The organism is Delftia sp. NA_296.1, from assembly GCF_052692095.1.
Genome location: NZ_JBQZGF010000010.1, coordinates 43,635 through 63,049, shown reverse-complemented (window position 1 = coordinate 63,049; position 19,415 = coordinate 43,635). Strand labels below are relative to the sequence as shown.

General features: G+C 66.9%; 15 protein-coding genes. 10 read left to right on the top strand and 5 right to left on the bottom strand.

The window, feature by feature from the left end:
• Nucleotides 1-4: 4 nt before the first annotated feature.
• Together ACUTR7_RS22720 and ACUTR7_RS22715 are read right to left on the bottom strand one after the other, a co-directional pair.
• Nucleotides 5-460 carry an HIT family protein gene (locus tag ACUTR7_RS22720; RefSeq protein WP_319072743.1) on the bottom strand — a complete coding sequence of 152 codons (456 nt, stop codon included), beginning with the start codon at nt 458-460 and terminating at the stop codon, nt 5-7.
• Nucleotides 460-4,374 (bottom strand): DUF3683 domain-containing protein, encoded by a 3,915-nt coding sequence (locus ACUTR7_RS22715; protein WP_013800835.1) that lies wholly within the window; start codon nt 4,372-4,374, stop codon nt 460-462. The genes ACUTR7_RS22720 and ACUTR7_RS22715 overlap by 1 nt, the downstream gene beginning before the upstream one ends.
• A gap of 420 nt (nt 4,375-4,794) precedes the next feature.
• Between ACUTR7_RS22715 and ugpB the strand changes: the two genes are divergently transcribed.
• The 6 genes from ugpB (at nt 4,795) to ACUTR7_RS22685 (ending at nt 12,490) form a co-directional block, all read left to right on the top strand.
• On the top strand, nt 4,795-6,099 hold the full coding sequence (ugpB, locus tag ACUTR7_RS22710; RefSeq protein WP_097201471.1) for a sn-glycerol-3-phosphate ABC transporter substrate-binding protein UgpB: 1,305 nt from the start codon (nt 4,795-4,797) through the stop codon (nt 6,097-6,099).
• Between the two features lie 123 nt (nt 6,100-6,222).
• Entirely contained in the window at nt 6,223-7,104 is an 882-nt protein-coding gene (gene ugpA, locus ACUTR7_RS22705; protein WP_012207264.1) for a sn-glycerol-3-phosphate ABC transporter permease UgpA, read from the top strand.
• A 2-nt stretch (nt 7,105-7,106) separates the two neighbouring features.
• Nucleotides 7,107-7,955 (top strand): sn-glycerol-3-phosphate ABC transporter permease UgpE, encoded by an 849-nt coding sequence (gene ugpE / locus ACUTR7_RS22700; RefSeq protein WP_012207265.1) that lies wholly within the window; start codon nt 7,107-7,109, stop codon nt 7,953-7,955.
• Nucleotides 7,956-8,044: 89 nt separating this feature from the next.
• Nucleotides 8,045-9,055, top strand: a complete 1,011-nt coding sequence (gene ugpC / locus ACUTR7_RS22695; RefSeq protein ID WP_034396898.1) for a sn-glycerol-3-phosphate ABC transporter ATP-binding protein UgpC — start codon at nt 8,045-8,047, stop codon at nt 9,053-9,055.
• Nucleotides 9,056-9,145: 90 nt separating this feature from the next.
• A complete protein-coding gene (ugpQ, locus tag ACUTR7_RS22690) occupies nt 9,146-9,910 on the top strand; it encodes a glycerophosphodiester phosphodiesterase (protein ID WP_207442147.1) in 765 nt (254 codons plus the stop codon).
• Between the two features lie 153 nt (nt 9,911-10,063).
• A complete protein-coding gene (locus tag ACUTR7_RS22685; protein ID WP_445609950.1) occupies nt 10,064-12,490 on the top strand; it encodes a DUF3772 domain-containing protein in 2,427 nt (808 codons plus the stop codon).
• On the opposite strand, the gene ACUTR7_RS22680 is transcribed toward ACUTR7_RS22685, so the two are convergent.
• Complete coding sequence (locus tag ACUTR7_RS22680; protein WP_013800830.1) at nt 12,487-13,392, bottom strand: N-formylglutamate amidohydrolase; 906 nt, start codon at nt 13,390-13,392, stop codon at nt 12,487-12,489. The genes ACUTR7_RS22685 and ACUTR7_RS22680 overlap by 4 nt on opposite strands.
• On the bottom strand, nt 13,392-14,384 hold the full coding sequence (locus ACUTR7_RS22675) for a tripartite tricarboxylate transporter substrate binding protein BugE (protein ID WP_012207270.1): 993 nt from the start codon (nt 14,382-14,384) through the stop codon (nt 13,392-13,394). The genes ACUTR7_RS22680 and ACUTR7_RS22675 overlap by 1 nt, the downstream gene beginning before the upstream one ends.
• 148 nt (nt 14,385-14,532) lie before the next feature.
• Between ACUTR7_RS22675 and ACUTR7_RS22670 the strand changes: the two genes are divergently transcribed.
• Nucleotides 14,533-15,456 (top strand): LysR substrate-binding domain-containing protein, encoded by a 924-nt coding sequence (locus tag ACUTR7_RS22670; RefSeq protein WP_099732894.1) that lies wholly within the window; start codon nt 14,533-14,535, stop codon nt 15,454-15,456.
• Between the two features lie 55 nt (nt 15,457-15,511).
• Here the strand turns inward: ACUTR7_RS22670 and ACUTR7_RS22665 are convergent, their stop codons facing one another.
• Nucleotides 15,512-15,787: a hypothetical protein gene (locus ACUTR7_RS22665; protein WP_180318885.1), complete on the bottom strand. Its 276-nt coding sequence runs from the start codon at nt 15,785-15,787 to the stop codon at nt 15,512-15,514.
• Nucleotides 15,788-15,859: 72 nt separating this feature from the next.
• Between ACUTR7_RS22665 and hemA the strand changes: the two genes are divergently transcribed.
• The 3 genes from hemA (at nt 15,860) to prmC (ending at nt 19,321) form a co-directional block, all read left to right on the top strand.
• Nucleotides 15,860-17,185 carry a glutamyl-tRNA reductase gene (gene hemA / locus ACUTR7_RS22660; protein WP_012207273.1) on the top strand — a complete coding sequence of 442 codons (1,326 nt, stop codon included), beginning with the start codon at nt 15,860-15,862 and terminating at the stop codon, nt 17,183-17,185.
• A gap of 173 nt (nt 17,186-17,358) precedes the next feature.
• A complete protein-coding gene (prfA, locus tag ACUTR7_RS22655) occupies nt 17,359-18,441 on the top strand; it encodes a peptide chain release factor 1 (RefSeq protein WP_445609881.1) in 1,083 nt (360 codons plus the stop codon).
• 10 nt (nt 18,442-18,451) lie between these two features.
• Complete coding sequence (gene prmC, locus ACUTR7_RS22650; RefSeq protein ID WP_445609880.1) at nt 18,452-19,321, top strand: peptide chain release factor N(5)-glutamine methyltransferase; 870 nt, start codon at nt 18,452-18,454, stop codon at nt 19,319-19,321.
• The last annotated feature ends 94 nt before the right edge of the window (nt 19,322-19,415 follow it).

The following is a 19,415-nucleotide window of genomic DNA, read 5'->3' as shown; positions in this document are numbered from 1 at the left end:
CTCCTCATTCAGTGGCGGGGTGCTGCTGCCAGGCATCGAGTGCCTGGACCAGCGCCGTGTCTATGGCTGGCAAGTGCGCTGCCACCTCGGCCTCGCGCTCGCCATTGCGCGGGCGCTGGGCCGGAGCCCAGACCGCGCCCGGGAAATGGCTGTCCCAGTCAAAGCGCGCAATCACATGCCAGTGCAGGTGCGGCACCATGTTGCCCAGCGCCGCCAGGTTGATCTTGGCCGGAGCAAGGCGCTCACGCAAGACGCGCTCGACCACGACCACGGCATCCATGCAGTGCTGGCGGTCGGCGGCGTCCAGGTCGGAGAACTCGGCCGCATGCGCATTCCAGACCACGCGGTAGAAGGCCGGAAAGCCTTCTTCCTGCGCGCGGATCACTCGCAGGCGCTGGCCGCGCCAGACGGGTACGCCTCCTTCTGTGGCGCACAGGGGGCAGGAAGCGGGAGCAGCCATCAGACCAGCACCCGTTCGATGCCGCCGGCGTTGGCGCGCTGCACGTACTCGGCCATCCAGTTCTCGCCCAGGATCTGGCGCGCCATCTCGACCACGATGTAGTCGGCTTCCAGCAGGCCGTTGTTCATATCGCCACCGTAGCGCGACAGGCCCTGCAGGCAGCTGGGGCAGCTGGTGAGGATCTTCACGTTGTCCTTCTCGGCCAGGGCGCCGCTGGCGCGCAGCGCGGCCTCGCCCTTCTTGAGTTCCTCTTCCTTGCGGAAGCGGATCTGCGTGGAGATGTCGGGGCGCGTGACGCCCAGCGTGCCCGATTCGCCGCAGCAGCGCTCGCTCTTGACCACGCCGTCGCCGACCAGCGCCTTGACGGTCTTCATCGGGTCCTGCAGCTTCATGGGCGAGTGGCAGGGGTCGTGGTAGAGGTAGCCCTCCTTGCCCTGCAGCGTCACGCCCTTTTCCAGCAGGTACTCGTGGATGTCGATGATGCGGCTGCCCGGGAAGATCTTGCCGAACTCGTAGCCCTGCAACTGGTCGTAGCAGGTGCCGCAGCTGACCACCACGGTCTTGATGTCCAGGTAGTTGAGCGTGGTGGCGACGCGGTGGAAGAGCACACGGTTGTCCGTGATCATCTTCTCGGCCTTGTCGAACTGGCCGCTGCCGCGCTGGGGATAGCCGCAGCACAGGTAGCCGGGTGGCAGCACGGTCTGCACGCCGGCATGCCAGAGCATGGCCTGGGTGGCCAGGCCCACCTGGCTGAACAGGCGCTCGGAGCCGCAGCCGGGGAAGTAGAACACCGCCTCGGTGTCCGCGCTCGTGGTCTGCGGGCTGCGGATGATGGGCACGTAGTCCTTGTCCTCAATGTCCAGCAGGGCGCGCGCCGTCTTGTTGGGCAGGCCGCCCGGCAGCTTCTTGTTGACGAAGTGGATCACCTGCTCCTTGAGCGGCGCGCGCCCCACCGAGGCCGGCGGACGCTGGGTCTGCTTCCTGGCCAGGCTGTGCAGCACGTCGGAGGCCAGGCGCTGCGCCTTGAAGCCCACGCCGACCATGGCCGAGCGCATGAACTTGATGGTGTCCGGATTGGTGGCGTTGAGCATGGCCATGGCCAGCTTGTTGCCGGGCCTGAAGCTCTTCTTGTCCATCTTGCGCAGCAGGTTGCGCATGTTCATGGTCACGTCGCCGAAGTCGATCTTCACCGGGCAGGGGTTGAAGCACTTGTGGCAGACCGTGCAGTGGTCCGACACGTCCTCGAACTCCTGCCAGTGGCGCAGCGACACGCCGCGGCGCGTCTGCTCCTCGTAGAGGAAGGCCTCGACCAGCAGCGAGGTCGCCAGGATCTTGTTGCGCGGGCTGTACAGCAGGTTGGCGCGCGGCACGTGGGTGGCGCACACGGGCTTGCACTTGCCGCAGCGCAGGCAGTCCTTGACCGAGTCGGCGATGGCGCCGATGTCGCTCTGCTGCATGATCAGCGACTCGTGCCCCATCAGGCCGAAGCTGGGCGTGTAGGCGTTGGTCAGGTCGGCGAACATCAGCGATTCGCGCGGCGAGCGGCCGTCATGGCTCTGGCCCACCACAGCCTGCAGCTTCTCGTTGCGGATCAGCTTGCCCTTGTTGAAGCGGCCTTCGGGGTCCACGCGCTGCTTGTAGGCGGCAAAGGGCGCCAGCTCGTCGTCGCTGAGGAACTCCAGCTTGGTGATGCCGATGCCGTGCTCGCCCGAGATCACGCCGTCCAGATGGCGCGCCAGCACCATGATGCGTGCCACGGCCTCATGGGCGGTCTGCAGCATCTCGTAGTCGTCGCTGTTGACCGGAATGTTGGTGTGCACGTTGCCGTCGCCGGCGTGCATGTGCAGCGCCACCCAGACACGGCCCTTGAGCACGCGCTGGTGGATGGCGTTGACCTCGGCCAGCAGCGGCTGGAAGGCCGCGCCCGCGAAGATCTGGGCCATGGGCGCCTTCAGCTGGGTCTTCCAGCTGGCGCGCAGCGTGTGGTCCTGCAGCTGCGGGAAGAGGTTCTCGACATCGTCCAGCCAGCCCTGCCACAGCGTGCGCACGTCGGCCACCAGGGCCAGGGCCTGCTGCACGCGGTCCTCCAGCAGCTCGGCCGAGGGGATGTCGCCCGCATCGTCCTGCTTGCCCAGCGGCAGGTCGCCGTGCTGGAAGAAGTCCGTCAGCGCATCGCACAGCTTGAGCTTGTTGCGCAGCGACAGTTCGATGTTGATGCGCTCGATGCCGTCCGTGTACTCCCACATGCGGGGCAGCGGGATCACCACGTCTTCATTGATCTTGAAGGCGTTGGTGTGGCGCGAGATGGCGGCCGTGCGCTTGCGGTCCAGCCAGAATTTCTTGCGCGCCTCGGCGCTGACGGCCGTGAAGCCTTCGCCGTTGCGCGAGTTGGCAATGCGCACCACCTCGGCGGCCACGCGGGCCACATCGTCGGCGTTGTCGCCGGCAATGTCGCCCAGCAGCACCATCTTGGGCAGATGGCCGTTGCCCTTCTTGCTCTTGGTGGCGTAGCCCACGGCCTTCAGGTAGCGGTCGTCCAGGTGCTCCAGGCCGGCCAGCAGCACGCCCGAGCGCTTTTGCTCGGCGAACATGAAGTCCTTGATCTCGACAATGCTGGGCACGGCGTCCTTGGCGTTGCCGAAGAACTCCATGCAGACCGTGCGCGTGTGCTCGGGCATGCGGTGCACCACCCAGCGCGCGCTGGTGATCAGGCCGTCGCAGCCTTCCTTCTGGATGCCGGGCAGGCCCGACAGGAACTTGTCGGTCACGTCCTTGCCCAGGCCTTCCTTGCGGAATTTCTGGCCGGGAATGTCCAGGCGCTCGCTGCGGATGGGGGTCTTGCCGTCTGCCTCGAAGTACTGCAGCTCGAAGCTGGCCATCTCGGCGTCATGGATCTTGCCGAGGTTGTGGCCCACGCGCGTGACTTCCAGCCACTGTGCATCGGGCGTGACCATGCGCCAAGACACCAGGTTGTCCAGCGCCGTGCCCCAGAGCACGGCCTTCTTGCCGCCCGCATTCATGGCGACGTTGCCGCCGATGCACGAGGCCTCGGCCGATGTGGGGTCCACGGCGAAGACGAAGCCCGCGCGCTCGGCCGCATCGGCCACGCGCTGCGTGACCACGCCGGCTTCGGTAAAGATGGTGGGCACCTCGTGGTCCACGCCGGGAATGCGGCGCATCTCCACCTCGGTCATGGCTTCGAGCTTTTCGGTGTTGATCACCACGCTGCGCCAGGTCAGCGGGATCGCGCCGCCCGTGTAGCCCGTGCCGCCGCCGCGCGGAATGATGGTCAGGCGCAGCTCGATACAGGCACGCACCAGGGCGGCCATCTCGGCTTCGGTATCAGGCGTGAGCACCACGAATGGGTATTCGACGCGCCAGTCGGTGGCGTCCGTCACATGGGCCACGCGCGACAGGCCGTCGAACTTGATGTTGTCCTTGGCCGTGTGGCGGCCCAGGCTTTTCTGCACGCGGCGGCGCAGTTGCTCGGCCTCGACGAAGGTGGCGTTGAACTCATGCACGGCGCGGCGCGCTGCATCCACCAGTTGACCCACCAGCGCATCGCGCACGGGGTCCTGCTGCGGAGCACGGCGCTTGTCGATCTCGCCCAGACGGTGCTCCAGGGCCTCCACCAGCGACTTGCGGCGGTCGGGACTGTGCAGCAGGTCGTCCTGCAGGTAGGGATTGCGCTGAACGACCCAGATGTCCCCCAGCACCTCGTAGAGCATGCGGGCGGAGCGGCCCGTGCGCCGCTCCTGGCGCAGCTGGTTGAGCACATCCCACATGGACGTGCCCAGCAGGCGGATCACGATCTCGCGATCGGAAAACGAGGTGTAGTTGTAGGGAATCTCTCGCAGACGTGCAGGTTCGGCAGCCTGTGCCTGCAGGGCTGCCAACGCAATCGGTACATTCATGGGGTAGACCGTGTCTGGCGCTCTCGGGGCGCCGCTAAGCCAAGTGGGAGCGCAATTTTAAGCGAGCGCCCCGGGGATGCGCTTCCCACGGGGCTCTGGACGGCGCGCCGTCTCGGCCCGCGAAGCCAGCCCTCGCCAACGTGGCGGGATCTTGCGGAGCCCGGTGAAGGTGCCTTATACAGAAAGAGCACAAACGAGCCAATACGAACAACCCGGCTTTTGAAACGAAATGGTATTGACCTAAAATAGCGCCGCTTCGCGTGTCATTTTTTGTCACACGACTGACATACGGGACCAGCGGCTCACCGGGTTTGGCCTGTAGTGCGGTACGAAGCATCCGAAAACAATGACACAGACATGTCATGCCCCTGCCTTACCGTGGCAGCGGTCTGAAACCGTCACCGAACTAGAGGAGTCCTCATGCAACTGAAGCAACTGGCCATGGCAGCCGCGATCGCGGCCACCACCATCTCGGCACAAGCCCAAACCGAAATCCAGTGGTGGCACTCGATGAGCGCAGCCCTGGGCGACTGGGTGAACGACCTGGCCAAGGAGTACAACGCCAGCCAGACCCAGTACAAGATCGTGCCGACGTACAAGGGCCAGTATGACGAGTCGATGACGGCCGCCATCGCCGCGTTCCGCGCCGGCAACGCGCCTGACATCCTGCAGGTCTTCGAAGTGGGCACGGCCACCATGATGGCCTCCAAGGGCGCCGTGGTGCCCGTCACCAAGGTCATGAACGACGGCGGCTTCAAGTTCGACCAGGGCGAGTACATCTCCGCCGTGGCCGGCTACTACACCGCCCCCAACGGCCAGATGATGAGCTACCCGCTCAACAGCTCGACCACCATCTTCTACTACAACAAGGACGCCTTCAAGAAGGCAGGCCTGGACGAGAACAAGCCGCCCAAGACCTGGCCCGAAGTGTTCGCCGCCGCCGAAAAGCTCAAGGCCTCGGGCCACCGCTGCGCACTGACCACGAGCTGGATGAGCTGGACCCAGCTGGAGAGCTTCTCGCTGTGGCACAACACCCTGTACGCGACCAAGAACAACGGCTTTGACGGCACCGATGCCAAGCTGGTGTTCAACTCGCCGCTGCACGTCAAGCACTTCGAGAACCTGGCCAAGGCTGCCAAGGATGGCAGCTTCGTCTACAAGGGCCGCGGCAACGTGCCTGACGCCGCCTTCGCTTCCGGCGAGTGCGCGATGATCACCGGCTCCTCCGGCCTGTATGCCCGCGTGGTCAAGGAAGGCAAGTTCGCCTTCGGCCAGTCGCAACTGCCCTACTACGCCGATGTGAAGGGCGCGCCCCAGAACACGGCCATCGGCGGTGCCTCCCTGTGGGTGATGGCCGGCAAGAGCGCCGAACGCTACAAGGGCGTGGCTGACTTCTTCAACTTCCTGAACAACACCAAGATCCAGTCCGCCAGCCACCAGCGCACCGGCTACCTGCCCGTGACCACCGCTGCGTACAAGCTGACCGAGGCTTCGGGCTTCTACGAAAAGCATCCCGGCACCGACACCGCCGTGACGCAGATGATCCGCAAGACCACCGACAAGTCGCGCGGCATCCGCCTGGGCAACTTCGTTCAGATCCGCACCATCATCGATGAGGAAACCGAACAGATCTGGACTGGCAAGAAGACTCCCCAGCAAGCCCTGGACACCGCTGTCACCCGTGGCAACGAGCAACTGGGCCGCTTCGCCCGGGCCAACAAGTAATCCTCCCATGTGATTTGCGGTGTGGCCGCTGCGCAGGCAGCCCGCACCGTGCATCACAGGCCCGCAACCGGCGGCCCCACGGCCATCCGGTTTGCGGGCTGTTTTGTTCTACCGAGTTCCGTCATGGAAAAACGCGTTCTTTTTCGATCCGCCTGGCTGCCGTGGTTGCTGATAGCACCACAGATGGTCATCGTGCTGGTCTTCTTTTTCTGGCCTGCAGGCCAGGCCATCGTGCAGTCGTTCCAGGCGCAGGATACGTTTGGCTTCTCCACCGAATGGGTGGGGTTTGCCAACTTCCAGCACCTGCTGGATGACCCTGCCTACCTGGCCTCGTTCAAGACCACGGCCATCTTTTCCGTGCTGGTGGCGGTGTTCGGCATTGCGCTGTCGCTGATGCTGGCCATTTTTGCGGACCGCGTGATCAAGGGCGCGCTTGCCTACAAGACCGCCTTGCTGCTGCCCTATGCCGTTGCGCCCGCCGTGGCGGGTGTGCTGTGGGTGTTCATGTTCTCGCCGTCCATCGGCGTCGTGGCCTATGCGCTGCGCATGATCGGCTATGACTGGAACCACCTGCTGAACTCCGGCAACGCCATGACGCTGATCGTCATCGCCGCGATCTGGAAGCAGATTTCCTACAACTTCCTGTTCTTCCTTGCGGGCCTGCAGTCCATCCCCAAGTCGCTGATCGAGGCCGCCGCCATCGACGGCGCAGGCCCCATGCGCCGCTTCTGGGACATCCAGTTCCCGCTGCTGTCGCCCACCACGTTCTTCCTGCTGGTGATGAACGTGGTCTATGCCTTCTTCGACACCTTCGGCATCGTGGACGCCACGACCCAGGGCGGTCCGGGACAGGACACCTCCATCCTGGTCTACAAGGTCTATCACGACGGCTTCAAGGCCATGGACATGAGCGGCTCGGCCGCGCAGTCGGTCGTTCTGATGGTGATCGTGGTTGCACTGACCGTGATCCAGTTCCGCTATGTTGAGAAGAAAGTGCAGTACTGATCATGGTTGAACGCAGTCCCCTTCTCTCCTTTTTCTCGCACCTGATCATGGTGCTGGGCGTGATCATCGTCGGCTTTCCGCTGTACCTCGCCTTCGTGGCCTCCACGCACACGCCGCAGGACATCATCCAGGTGCCCATGCCCCTGGTGCCCGGCAGCAACTTCTGGGAAACCTACAAGGCCGCGCTGTTCGGCGGCTCGGGCCCCGGCTCCAGCGCGCCCGTGGCACGCATGATGTGGATCAGCTTCGTCTCGGCCATGGTGATCACCGTGGGCAAGATCGCGATCTCGCTGCTGTCGGCCTTCGCGCTGGTGTACTTCCGCTTCCCGTTCAAGAAGATCTGCTTCTGGCTGATCTTCGTGACCCTGATGCTGCCCGTGGAAGTGCGCATCGGCCCCACCTACGAAGTCGTCTCCACGCTGGGCATGCTCAACAGCTACGCCGGCCTGACGATTCCGCTGATCGCCTCGGCCACGGCCACCTTCCTGTTCCGCCAGTTCTTCCTGACGGTGCCGGACGAGCTGGTGGAAGCCGCCCGCATCGACGGCGCAGGCCCCATGCGCTTTTTCAAGGATGTGCTGGTGCCGCTGTCCAAGACCTCGATCGCGGCGCTGTTCGTGATCCAGTTCATCTACGGCTGGAACCAGTACCTGTGGCCGCTGCTCGTGACCACCTCGGAAGATATGTACCCCGTGGTCATCGGCATCAAGCGCATGGTGGCCAGCGGCGATACCGGCAACGACTGGAACGTGGTGATGGCGACGGCCCTGCTGGCCATGCTGCCGCCCGCCGCCGTGGTGATCCTGATGCAGCGCTGGTTCGTCAAGGGCCTGGTGGACACCGAAAAGTAAACCGCCCGCCGCCGCCCCAACCCACCGTATAGAACCCCGCAGAGCAAGCGCCAGCGCCCTTCGCTCTGCGACTCAACCAGAATCTTCGTATGGCATCCATTTCCTTTCGCAACCTGATCAAGCGCTACGGCCAGGGCCCGTCGGCCAACCAGGTACTGCACGGCGTCAACGCCGAAATCAAGGACGGCGAGTTCGTCGTCATCGTCGGCCCTTCGGGCTGCGGCAAGTCCACCCTGCTGCGCATGGTGGCGGGCCTGGAGGAGATCTCCGACGGCCAGCTGCTGATCGGCGACAAGGTGGTCAACGACGTGGAACCGGCCAAGCGCGACATCGCCATGGTGTTCCAGAACTATGCGCTGTACCCGCATATGTCGAACTACGAGAACATGGCCTACGGCCTGAAGATCGCCAAGGTGCCGCCCGAGGAGATCAAGCGCCGCGTGGACAAGGCCGCCAAGATCCTGGAGCTGTCGCACCTGCTGGACCGCAAGCCGCGCCAGCTGTCGGGCGGCCAGCGCCAGCGCGTGGCCATGGGCCGCGCCATCGTGCGCCAGCCCAAGGTCTTTCTGTTCGACGAGCCGCTGTCCAACCTGGACGCCAAGCTGCGCGGCCAGACCCGCATCGAGATCCAGAAGCTGCACGCCGAGCTGGGCATCACCAGCCTGTTCGTGACCCACGACCAGGTCGAGGCCATGACCCTGGCCCAGCGCATGATCGTCATGAACGGCGGTGTGATGGAGCAGTTCGGCACGCCCGAAGAGGTCTACCACACGCCCGCCTCCACCTTCGTGGCCAGCTTCATCGGCTCGCCCCCGATGAACCTGCTCAAGAACGCGCCCGGCGGCACGGCCGGCCGCATCCTGGGCATCCGCCCCGAGCACCTGGTCGTCGTCAGCGAAGGCGGCTGGGAAATCAAGGTGGACACCGTGGAAATGCTGGGTGCCGAGCGCCTGGTCTATGGTTCGCTCAATGGCGAGACGATGACGGTGCGCATCGACGAAGGCGCGCCCTTCCCCAAGTCCGGCGAGACCATGCGCGTGCGTCCTTCCGAAGAGCGTCGCCTGCACTGGTTCGACGCAGAATCCGGAAAGCGGATCTGATCCCCTGAAGGCCGGATCTCCGACCTTTTCCAAGAGAGCCCCAGAGGCTCTCTTTTTCCATCCAAGCTCCCTTCCTTTGACGGACTCGCCATGACCGAGAACCTGAAATCCTGGCCCTACCCCCTGTGGGTGGCCCACCGCGGCGCCGGCAAGCTGGCGCCCGAGAACACCATGGCCGCCTTCCGCCTGGGCGCCGCGCACGGCTATCGCATGTTCGAGTGCGATGCCAAGCTGTCTGCCGACGGCGTGCTGTTCCTGATGCACGACGCCACGCTGGAGCGGACCACCAACGGCCACGGCACGGGTGGCGACCTGTCCATGGGCGAAATCGCCCAGCTGGACGCCGGCAGCTGGCACTCGCGCGCCTTTGCGGGCGAGGCCCTGCCCACGCTGGAAGCCCTGGCCCGCTGGTGCCTGGCCAACCACTTCTTCCTGAACGTGGAGATCAAGCCCACGCCCGGCCAGGAAGAGGCCACGGGCCGCGCCACGGGCGAGCTGATGAACCGCATCTGGCCCAGGGACTGCATCCAGCCGCTGTTCACCTCGTTCAAGACCGATGCGCTCAAGGGCGCACGCGACACGGCACCGCACATTCCGCGGGGCCTGCTGGTGGACAAGCTGGCCGATGCCACGGGCGACGCCGACCTGCGCACCGCGCTGGACCTGGGCTGCGCGGCCATGGTGCTCAACCATGCGCTGTGGGATGCGGCTCTGGTCGCCAAGGTGCATGGCGCGGGCCTGCGCTGCAGCAGCTATACGGTCAACGATGAATGGGCCGCGCAGCGCCTGATCGACCTGGGCACGGACGGCGTCATCACCGACCGTGTCGATATGTTCAGTCCCGCATCGCACTGAGACGGCTGCCGGCTGGCGGGGCCGGACCTTTGGAAACAACCGTCGCGGCAGCCCGCCGCACAATGTGCGTCCATGACACCGCCCCGCCCGTGCCCTCTCCCGCTGCGCCCTACCTGGGCGCAGGCCTTGCGCCAATGCCTGGCCACCGGCCTGATGGTCCTGGCCATGCTGGTCCTCACTGCGCCCGCTCCGGCCCATGCGCAGGACCGCACAGCAACGGCGGCCACGGCGGCGCCCGACGGCCGGCCCGCCCTGCCCAGCGTGGACGATCTGCGCAAGCAGCTGGACGCCATTCCCCGCAAGCTGGCCGAGGACGATGACGGCCGCAAGCTGCTGGACGAGGCTGCGGCCATAGGCACGGCGGCCGACCAGGTCGCAGCCCGCCGCACAGAGGAACTGGCCGACATCGATTCGCGCCTGGCCGGCCTGGGCCCCGCGCCCGAAAAAGGCGCCCCTGCCGATGCGCCCGATGTGGCCGAGCAGCGCGCCAGCCTGGCCAGGCAGCGCAGTGCCGTGGATTCCGAACTCAAGCTCGCGCGGCTGGTGTCGGTCGATGCCGACCAGCGCGGCAACGAGCTGATACGCCAGCGCCGCGAACAATTCCAGGCCGCACTGACGGCCCGCACCGACTCGCCGCTGGGCCGGCCCTTCTGGCGCAACCTGCGCGCTGCCGCGCCTTTGGACGCGGCACGCCTGCAGGGCCTGGGGCGCGAGCTGCGCCAGGCCGTCGCCTCCACCATGGCGTCCGATCGCCGGGGCGGCTTCATCGCCAGCCTGGCCGCCGCCTTGCTGATCGCCCTGCTCGGCCCTTGGCTGGCCGAGCGTCTGCTGGTGCGCGCCGCGCCCGCGCGCCTGCCCAGCGGCCGCCTGCGCCGCTCGTTGCGCGCGGCGGCCACGGTGGTGATCAACACGCTGCTGATCGGCCTGGCGGCGCAGCTGGCCTGGAGCGTGCTCAAGGCCGGCGATGGCTTCAGCGAATCGCTGGACGCGCTGGCCAAGGCCAGTGTGCAGGTCACGCTGTTCGGCGCCTTCGTGGTGTCGCTGGGCCAGACCCTGCTGTCGCGCAGGCGCAGTTCCTGGCGCCTGCCCGGCGTGTCGGACGAGCTGGCCGAGCGGCTCAGCCCCTATCCCTGGTGGATTGCCGCCGGAGCCGCGCTCAATGGCCTGGTGACCGAAGTCAACGCCATCATCGGCGCCAGCCTGGCCGCCGAGGTCACGGTGCACGCCCTGTCGGCCCTGCTGATTTCGGCCGTGGTCATGCTGGCCCTGCGGCATCTGCGCGCGCCGGCGCCGGTCGCGCAGGAAGACGGCGCCCAGGCAGAGCCTGCGCCGCCCCGGCCCTTGTGGGTGGGCCTGCTCGTGGCCTGTGCGGCGGTGGCCAGCATTGCCACCATTGCGCTGGCCGTGACCGGCTATGTGGCGCTGGCCGGAACGCTGGCGCGCCAGATGGTGTGGACCGGCGTGGTCTTTGCCACCACCTACCTGCTGTTCCAGCTGGGCGACGATCTGTGCGAGGCCCTGCTGTCGTCCAAGGGCAGCTTCGGCACGCGGCTGAACCAGAGCCTGGGCATCGAGGGCCGGCTGCTGGACCAGGCCTCGGTGCTGGTCTCGGGCCTGCTTCGCGTGGCCCTGTTGTTCTACATGGTGATCGCCCTGCTGGCCCCGCTGGGCACGGGTCCGGACGAGGTATTTCGCCGCGGCAGCACGGTGAACCACAGCCTCAAGGTGGGCGACTTCACCATGGCGCCGCAGGCCCTGTTCACCGCATTCGCCGTGATCGTCACGGGCCTGATCGTGATCCGCGTGATCAAGCGCTGGCTGACGGACCGCTACTTCCCCAACACCTCGCTGGAGCCGGGCATGCGCAGCTCCATCACCACGCTGCTGGGCTATGTGGGCGGCATCTTCGTGGTGGCCGTGGCGCTGGCTGGGCTGGGCATCAGCGTGGAGCGCATTGCCTGGGTGGCCAGCGCGCTGTCGGTGGGCATTGGCTTTGGCCTGCAGGCCATCGTGCAGAACTTCATCTCGGGCCTGATCCTGCTGGCAGAGCGGCCCGTGAAAGTGGGCGACTGGGTGGTGCTGGGCGATACCGAGGGCGACGTGCGCCGCGTCAACGTGCGCGCCACCGAGATCCAGCTGGGCGACCGCTCCACCGTCATCGTGCCCAACTCGGAATTCATCACCAAGACCGTGCGCAACATGACGCTGGCCGGCGCGCCCGGGCGCGTGCTGCTGCGCCTGCCCGCGCCGCTGGACACCGATGCCGAACGCATGCGGACCCTGATATTGGAGGCCTTTCGCACGCATGAAGGCATCCTGGACACGCCCGAGCCTGTGGTGCAGCTCGAAGGCATCGCCAACGGCACGCTGACCTTCCTGGCCATCGGCTACGTGGGCAACCCGCGCAATGCGGGCGGGGTGCGCAGCGATGTGCTGTTCAGCATCCTGGCATCGCTCAAGGGCGCGGGCCTGTACCTGTCGCCACCGGCCACCACCTCGGTGGCGGCGCCGGTGGTGGCAGGCATGCCGGGCTCGCCAGGCACGCCGCCCATGCCCGGCGACCCCGCCAGCCCGGCCTAGCCTCGCCCGGCCATTTCAGCGCGCACATGCGCCGCGACCACGGCCATCAGCTCACGCAGATGGCCGCGCAGCGGCTCGAAGCCCGCGTTGGGCTCGCGCGTGTCCTCGTCCATGTAGACCGGGCGGCGGATCTCGATCTGCAGGCTGTGCCGGCCCAGGTGCGGCTGGCCTATGCGGCCGATCAGCTCCACGCCCTTGTAGGGCTCGTTGTAGGCCACGCTGTAGCCAAAGCCCGCCAGCGTCTCGCCCACCAGCTGGATGAACTCGGGCGCGCAGGTCGTGCCGTCGCGGTCGCCCAGCACGAAGTCGGCCAGCGGCGGCGCATCGGTGCGGCCCAGGCGCTTGTAGACATCGTTGGGCATGGAGTGCAGGTTCAGATGCCAGACGCCGCCAAAGCGCTGCACGCTGTCATCGATGGCCTGCGCCAGCGCCGCATGGTAGGGACGCCAGTAGCGCGCGATGCGGTGCTCCACCTCGGCCACCGTGCGCGGGCGTTCATACAGCGGCGTGGCCACGCCGTCCCGGCTGATGCGCTGCCAGATCAGGCCCAGGCCCTGGCGGGTCTTGACGCTGGGCGCCAGGGGCACGGGCCACTGGCCGTCGATCTGGGCGGGGTCCAGGTCGGCCTCGCTGCGGTTGGGGTCGATGTAGGTGCGCGGAAAGGTGGCCTCGATCAGCGTTGCGCCATGCGCGGGCCACTGATCCCAGAGCGCGGCCACATGCGTGTCCTCGCCACGGCGCAGCAGGGACATGGGCACGGCATGGCCGAAATCCTCGGGATAGGACGTGCCGCTGTGCGGCGAGTCGCAGACGATGGGCAGCACCTCGCCGGTGGCGGGATGCACCACGACCGGGGTGTCCGGCCGGGGGCGCAGAAAATCGGTCTGTGCCATGCGGTCCATCAGTCGAGCTTGATGTTGGCGCGCTTGGCCACGGCCGTGTAGCGCTCGATGGCGGCCTTGATCTGCTTGGCAAATTCCTCGGGCGTGTTGCCCATGGACTCGCCCGAGATGGATTTTTGCTTTTCCAGGTAGTCAGGCATGGCCATGGCCTTGTGCGCAGCCGCATTGAGCTTGTCGATGATGGGGCGCGGCGTGCCGGCAGGTGCGACCAGGCCGAACCAGCCGCCATCACCCATCTGCGGGAAGCCCAGCTCGGTGTAGGTGGGCACGTCGGGCAGCACGTCGGCGCGCTTGAAGGCCAGCACGGCCAGCGGGCGCAGCTTGCCGTCCTTGATGTGGGGCAGCGTGGAGGGCAGGTTGTCCGTCATGGCATTGACCTGGCCGCCCAGCGCGTCGGTGATGGCCTGGCCCGCACCCTTGTAGGGGATGTGCAGCAGGTCGATACCGGCCAGGTTCATGAAATTCTCGATGTTGGCGTGGCCCAGGGAGCCTGTGCCCGGCGAGGCAAAGCTGTACTTGCCCGGGTTGGCCTTGGCCAGGGCGATGAACTCCTTCATGGTCTTGGCGGGCACGCTGGCGTTGATCACGAACACGCTGGGCACGGACATCACATTGGTGATGGGCGCGAAGTCCTTGATCGGGTCGTAGGGCAGCTTGCGGAAGATGGCCGGGTTGGAGCCATGCGTGCTCACCGTGGCCATGCCGATGGTGTAGCCATCGGCCGCAGCGCGCGCAATTTCGGAGGCGCCAATGGAGCCGCCCGCCCCGCCCCGGTTGTCCACCACCACGGACTTGCCCAGGATCACGCTCATCTTCTCGGCCAGCAGACGCGCCACCATGTCGGTGGAGCCGCCCGCGCCAAACGGCACGACCAGGCGGATCGGCCGGCTGGGATAGTCGGCAGCCGGGCCCTGGGCCCAGGCGACGGGAGCCAAAAGAGCAGTGGCGGCGCAGGCGGCCAGGCTGGACAACAGGGTGCGGCGCATTGCCATGGTGTGTTTCCTCTCGTGATGGATGAAAGAGCGGCCTGCTGCAGGGCAGGGCTTCGCGGAACAGGCGCCGATTCTGGACAGCCGCCGCACGCGCGAAAAGAGACAAGACGGCAAGCAACTATGACAAACCGTCATAATTGCGTCCGTCATGCGCATGCACTCTCCCTCGCTTTCCGAGCTGCACGCCTTTGCGGCGGCGGCGCGCCTGGGCAGCTACTCGCTGGCAGCCCAGGAGCTGTATGTCACCCAGGGCGGCATCAGCCGCGCCATCGCCCGGCTGGAAGAGCACCTGGGCTTTGCCCTTTTCGAGCGCCAGGGCCGGCGCAGCGTGCTGACCGAGGCTGGCCGTGAATACCTGCAAGCCGTCGAGCCTGCCGTCCAGTCCATCGAATCGGCCTCGGCCGCCGCACGCAGGCGCCACTTCGGCCCGCAACTGCGGTTGTCGGTCGTTCCCACGCTGTTCAGCCACTGGCTGATTCCGCGCCTGCCGCGATTCAATGCACTGCATCCGGGCATCGTCCTTTCGTTCGCCCCCTACCGGCGCGATGACCCGCTGTCCGCCGCCGAGATCGACGGCTGGCTGCGCGTGGGCAGCGAGCCCTGGCCCGCCCATGTGGTGGCCGACTATGTGGTGGGCCGCGATCTGGTGCCCATCTGCCATCCGCGCGAATTGCAGGGCCCGCAAGCCATTCGCAGCGCAGCGGATGTGCTTGCGCGCCCCTTGCTGTTTCACACCAACTACCCTGGCAACTGGGCGCGCTGGATGAGCCACCTCGGCCTGCCCGGGCCCTGCCCCGCGCCTGCGGCGGACTTCGAACTGGTGGCCCTGCTGGTCCAGGCCGTGGCCGCCGGGATGGGCGTGGCCCTGGTGCAGCGCTGCCTGGTGGAGGAAGACCTGGCCGCCGGCCGCGTGGCCCTTGCCTTGCCTGCACCCGTCCACATCGAACGCGGCTACTTTCTGTGCCGGCCGGCCGCGCGGGCGCCTTCCGAAGCGTTTGTGCAGTTCCGCGCATGGCTGCTGGAGCAGGCCGCGCCGGGTGCCGTGCCTCCAGCCGCAGTCTCAGGCCCCTGATCGCCGGGAGAAACGCCCTCTTCCGTTGATCTGCATCAATCTTTGCTGTCAGCCGTCAGCGCCAGCCGCGCGAAAGCACCCACTGGCAAAGCGCCATCACGAGGACCAGGGCGGTGTAGGTGGCCATCTTTGCATCGCGCCCGAACCACCACAAACCGGCCAGCAACACCAGCGCACCAACAACCAAATTGATAGCAACCTGCAACCACCAGGCAAGGGATTTCTGCGATTTTCCATAGATCAAAAGCGCGCACAACATCAGGGCCGGCGACAGGAAAAGTGCAGGCGCCAGGAAGTTCAGCCAATGATTCGTACTCGCAATCCATCCCATGTGCGGGCTCCGATTTCAGGGTGTTGTTATCAGGGATGCCTGAAACTGCGCGAAATTTTATAATCCCGGGTTATGGCAGTCTGGGCACTCGGCATCAACCACCACACGGCTCCGCTTGATATGCGGGGACGTTTCGCGTTCGCGCTTGACCAGATCGTGCCCACGCTGCAGGGCCTGCGCGAATCGCTGACCGGCCCCGGCCGCCAGCACAGCGCCGTCGAGACCGCCATTCTCTCCACCTGCAACCGTACCGAGATCTACTGCGCGGCCGAGATGCCGGCCATGGACCACACCCTGCACTGGCTGGCCAACAGCGGCGGTATTTCGTCCGAATTGCTGCGCTCGCACTCCTATCTGCTGGAAGACGGCCATGTGGCGCGCCATGCCTTCCGCGTGGCCAGCGGGCTCGATTCCATGGTGCTGGGCGAGGCCCAGATTTTGGGCCAGATGAAGAATGCCGTGCGCGCCGCAGAGAACGCAGGCGCCCTGGGCAGCACGCTGAACCAGCTGTTCCAGCGCAGCTTCGCGGTGGCCAAGGAAGTGCGCAGCTCCACGGAGATCGGCGCCCACAGCATCAGCATGGCCGCTGCCGCCGTGCGGCTGGCCGGCCAGCTGTTCGAAGACCTGTCCCAGATCCGCGTGCTGTTCGTGGGCGCGGGCGAGATGATCGAGCTGGTCTCCACCCACTTCGCGGCCCGCCACCCCAAGCAGATCATGATCGCCAACCGCACGCTGGAGCGCGGCGAGAAGCTGGCTGCCCAGTTCGGCGCCGGCACCATGCGGCTGGCCGACCTGCCCGACCATCTGCATGAATACGATGCCGTGATCAGCTGCACGGCGTCCAGCCTGCCCATCATCGGCCTGGGCGCCGTGGAAAGCGCGCTCAAGAAGCGCAAGCACCGCCCCATGTTCATGGTCGATCTGGCCGTGCCGCGCGATATCGAATCCGAGGTCAAGGACCTGCGCGACGTCTACCTCTACACCGTGGACGACCTGGCCACCGTGGTGCGCACGGGCCAGGCCCAGCGCCAGGCAGCGGTCGAGCAGGCCGAAGTCATCATCGACCACGGCGTGCAAAGCTTCATGCACTGGCTGGACCAGCGCCGCCCGCAGGCCGGTGTGGTGCCGCTGATCCGCCAGCTCAATACCCAGACCGATGAATGGCGTGCGCTGGAGATTGCGCGCGCCAAGAAGCTGCTGGCCAAGGGCGAAGACATCGACACCGTGCTGGAGGCCCTGTCGCGCGGCCTCACGCAGAAAATGCTGCACGGCACCCTGGCCGAGCTGCACAAGGGCGATGCCGACCAGCGCAGCCAGACCATGGACACGGTCTCGCGCCTGTTCCTGCGCTCGGCCCAAAGCGGCCCGCGCGGCACGGCCCCCGACAAGGCGCTCTAGCGGCGCTCGCCGCCCCTGCGCAGGGCCGCGCGCCAACGGGCCTGTGGCGCCCCGGCCGCACTTGCGGCCCCTCCCCGCCCCTCCCGGTTTTTAAGGCCCATCCGCCCTTCCAGGCCCCCACGTTTCCCGCCGCAGTGCTGCCCGAGCAGCCCTTCGCACCACCGCCCCACACCATGCAAGACTTTCTGCGCCAACAACTGGAGCGCTACGCCCAGCGCCTTGAAGAACTCAACTTCCTGCTCTCGCGCGAAGACATCATGGGCGACATGAAGCAGTACCGCGCCATCTCGCGCGAGCACGCGGACGTCACCGCCATTGCAGGCCGCTATGCGCGCCACCGCCAGCGCGAGGCCGATCTGGCCGCTGCGCGGGAGATGCTCTCCGACCCCGACATGGCCGACATGGCGCAGGAGGAAATCGCCAGCGCCGAGGCCGAGCTGGTCCAGCTGGAGGACGAGCTGCAGCGCCTGCTGCTGCCCAAGGACCCCGATGACACGCGCAACGCCTACCTCGAAATCCGCGCAGGCACGGGCGGCGACGAATCGGCCCTGTTCGCAGGCGACCTGGCCCGCATGTACACGCGCCACTGCGACGCCGTGGGCTGGAAGGTCGAGATCATGAGCGCCAACGAGAGCGAGCTGGGCGGCTACAAGGAAGTGGTGCTGCGCGTGGAAGGCACGGATGTCTACGGTCGCCTGCGCTTCGAATCCGGCGGCCACCGCGTGCAGCGCGTGCCGGCCACCGAGACCCAGGGCCGCATCCACACCAGCGCCTGCACCGTGGCCGTCATGCCCGAGCCGGACGAAACCCAGGCCATCACGCTCAACCCGGCCGACCTGCGCATCGACACCTTCCGCGCCAGCGGCGCCGGCGGCCAGCACATCAACAAGACCGACTCGGCCGTGCGTGTGGTCCACCTGCCCACGGGCATCGTCGCCGAGTGCCAGGACGGCCGCAGCCAGCACAGCAACAAGGCCAAGGCCCTGCAGGTGCTGCAGGCGCGCCTGCAGGAGAAGGAGCGCAGCGAGCGCGAAGCCAAGGAGGCCGCGCTGCGCAAGGGCCTGATCGGCAGCGGCGACCGCAGCGACCGCATCCGCACCTACAACTTCCCGCAGGGCCGGCTCACCGACCACCGCATCAACCTCACCATCTACAAACTGCTGGCCGTGATGGAAGGCGACCTGGGCGATGTGCTCGACGCGCTGCAGGCCGCACGCGAGGCCGAACTGCTGGCCGAACTGCAGGTCAACAACTGAGGCCCGGGCCATGGCCAATCCCCCCATCGTCAAAGAAGCGCTGCAGCAGGCCCAGGCCCTGGGGCTTGCGCGCATCGACGCGCAAATGCTGCTGCTGCACGTGCTCGGGCGCCAGTCTGGCGGCCGCGCCTGGCTGCTGACCCATGACGAGGACATGCTGACCGGCCCCCAGGCCGAGGCCTATGCCGCGCTGTGCGCACGCCGCCTTGGCGCGGAACCTGTTGCCTACCTGCTCGGCCACAAGGAGTTCTACGGGCTCGATCTGGCCGTGGACGCGCGTGTGCTCGACCCACGCCCCGATACCGAGACCCTGGTGGACTGGGCGCTGGAGCTCATGCCTGCCCAGACCCAGGCAGGCCCCGCTTGCCGCGTGGTGGACCTGGGCACCGGCAGCGGCGCCATAGCGCTGGCCCTGCAAAGCCAGCGCCCCGGCGCCACGGTCTGGGCCGTGGATGCCAGCGCCGACGCACTGGCCGTGGCCAGCGCCAATGCCACGCGCCTGCAACTGGGTGTGCAGTTCGCGCATGGCAGCTGGCTCCAGCCGCTGGCAGGGCAGGCACCGTTCGACCTCATCGTCAGCAACCCGCCCTATATCCGTGATGACGATCCGCACCTGCAGGCCTTGGCGCATGAGCCGCTGTCGGCGCTGGCCAGCGGTGCCGATGGCCTGGCCGATATCCGCGCCATCATCGCACAGGCGCCAGCGCTGCTTGCCCGGGGCGGCTGGCTGCTGATGGAGCATGGCTGGGACCAGGCCGATGCCGTGGCCGCCCTGCTGTGCCATGCCGGCTTTGGCGACGTGCAGCATCGCCACGACTTGGGCGGCATTGCCCGCTGCACGGGCGGGCAATGGCAAGGGCAGGCCAGAGCTCTGACCTGAGCTCTGGCCTGGGCGCAGCAATCCCGCATGCTTTCAAAGTCCGCGCCGAGAGTGAAATAATCCCATCCATGCCGCCGCGCCTGCGGCGCCCACC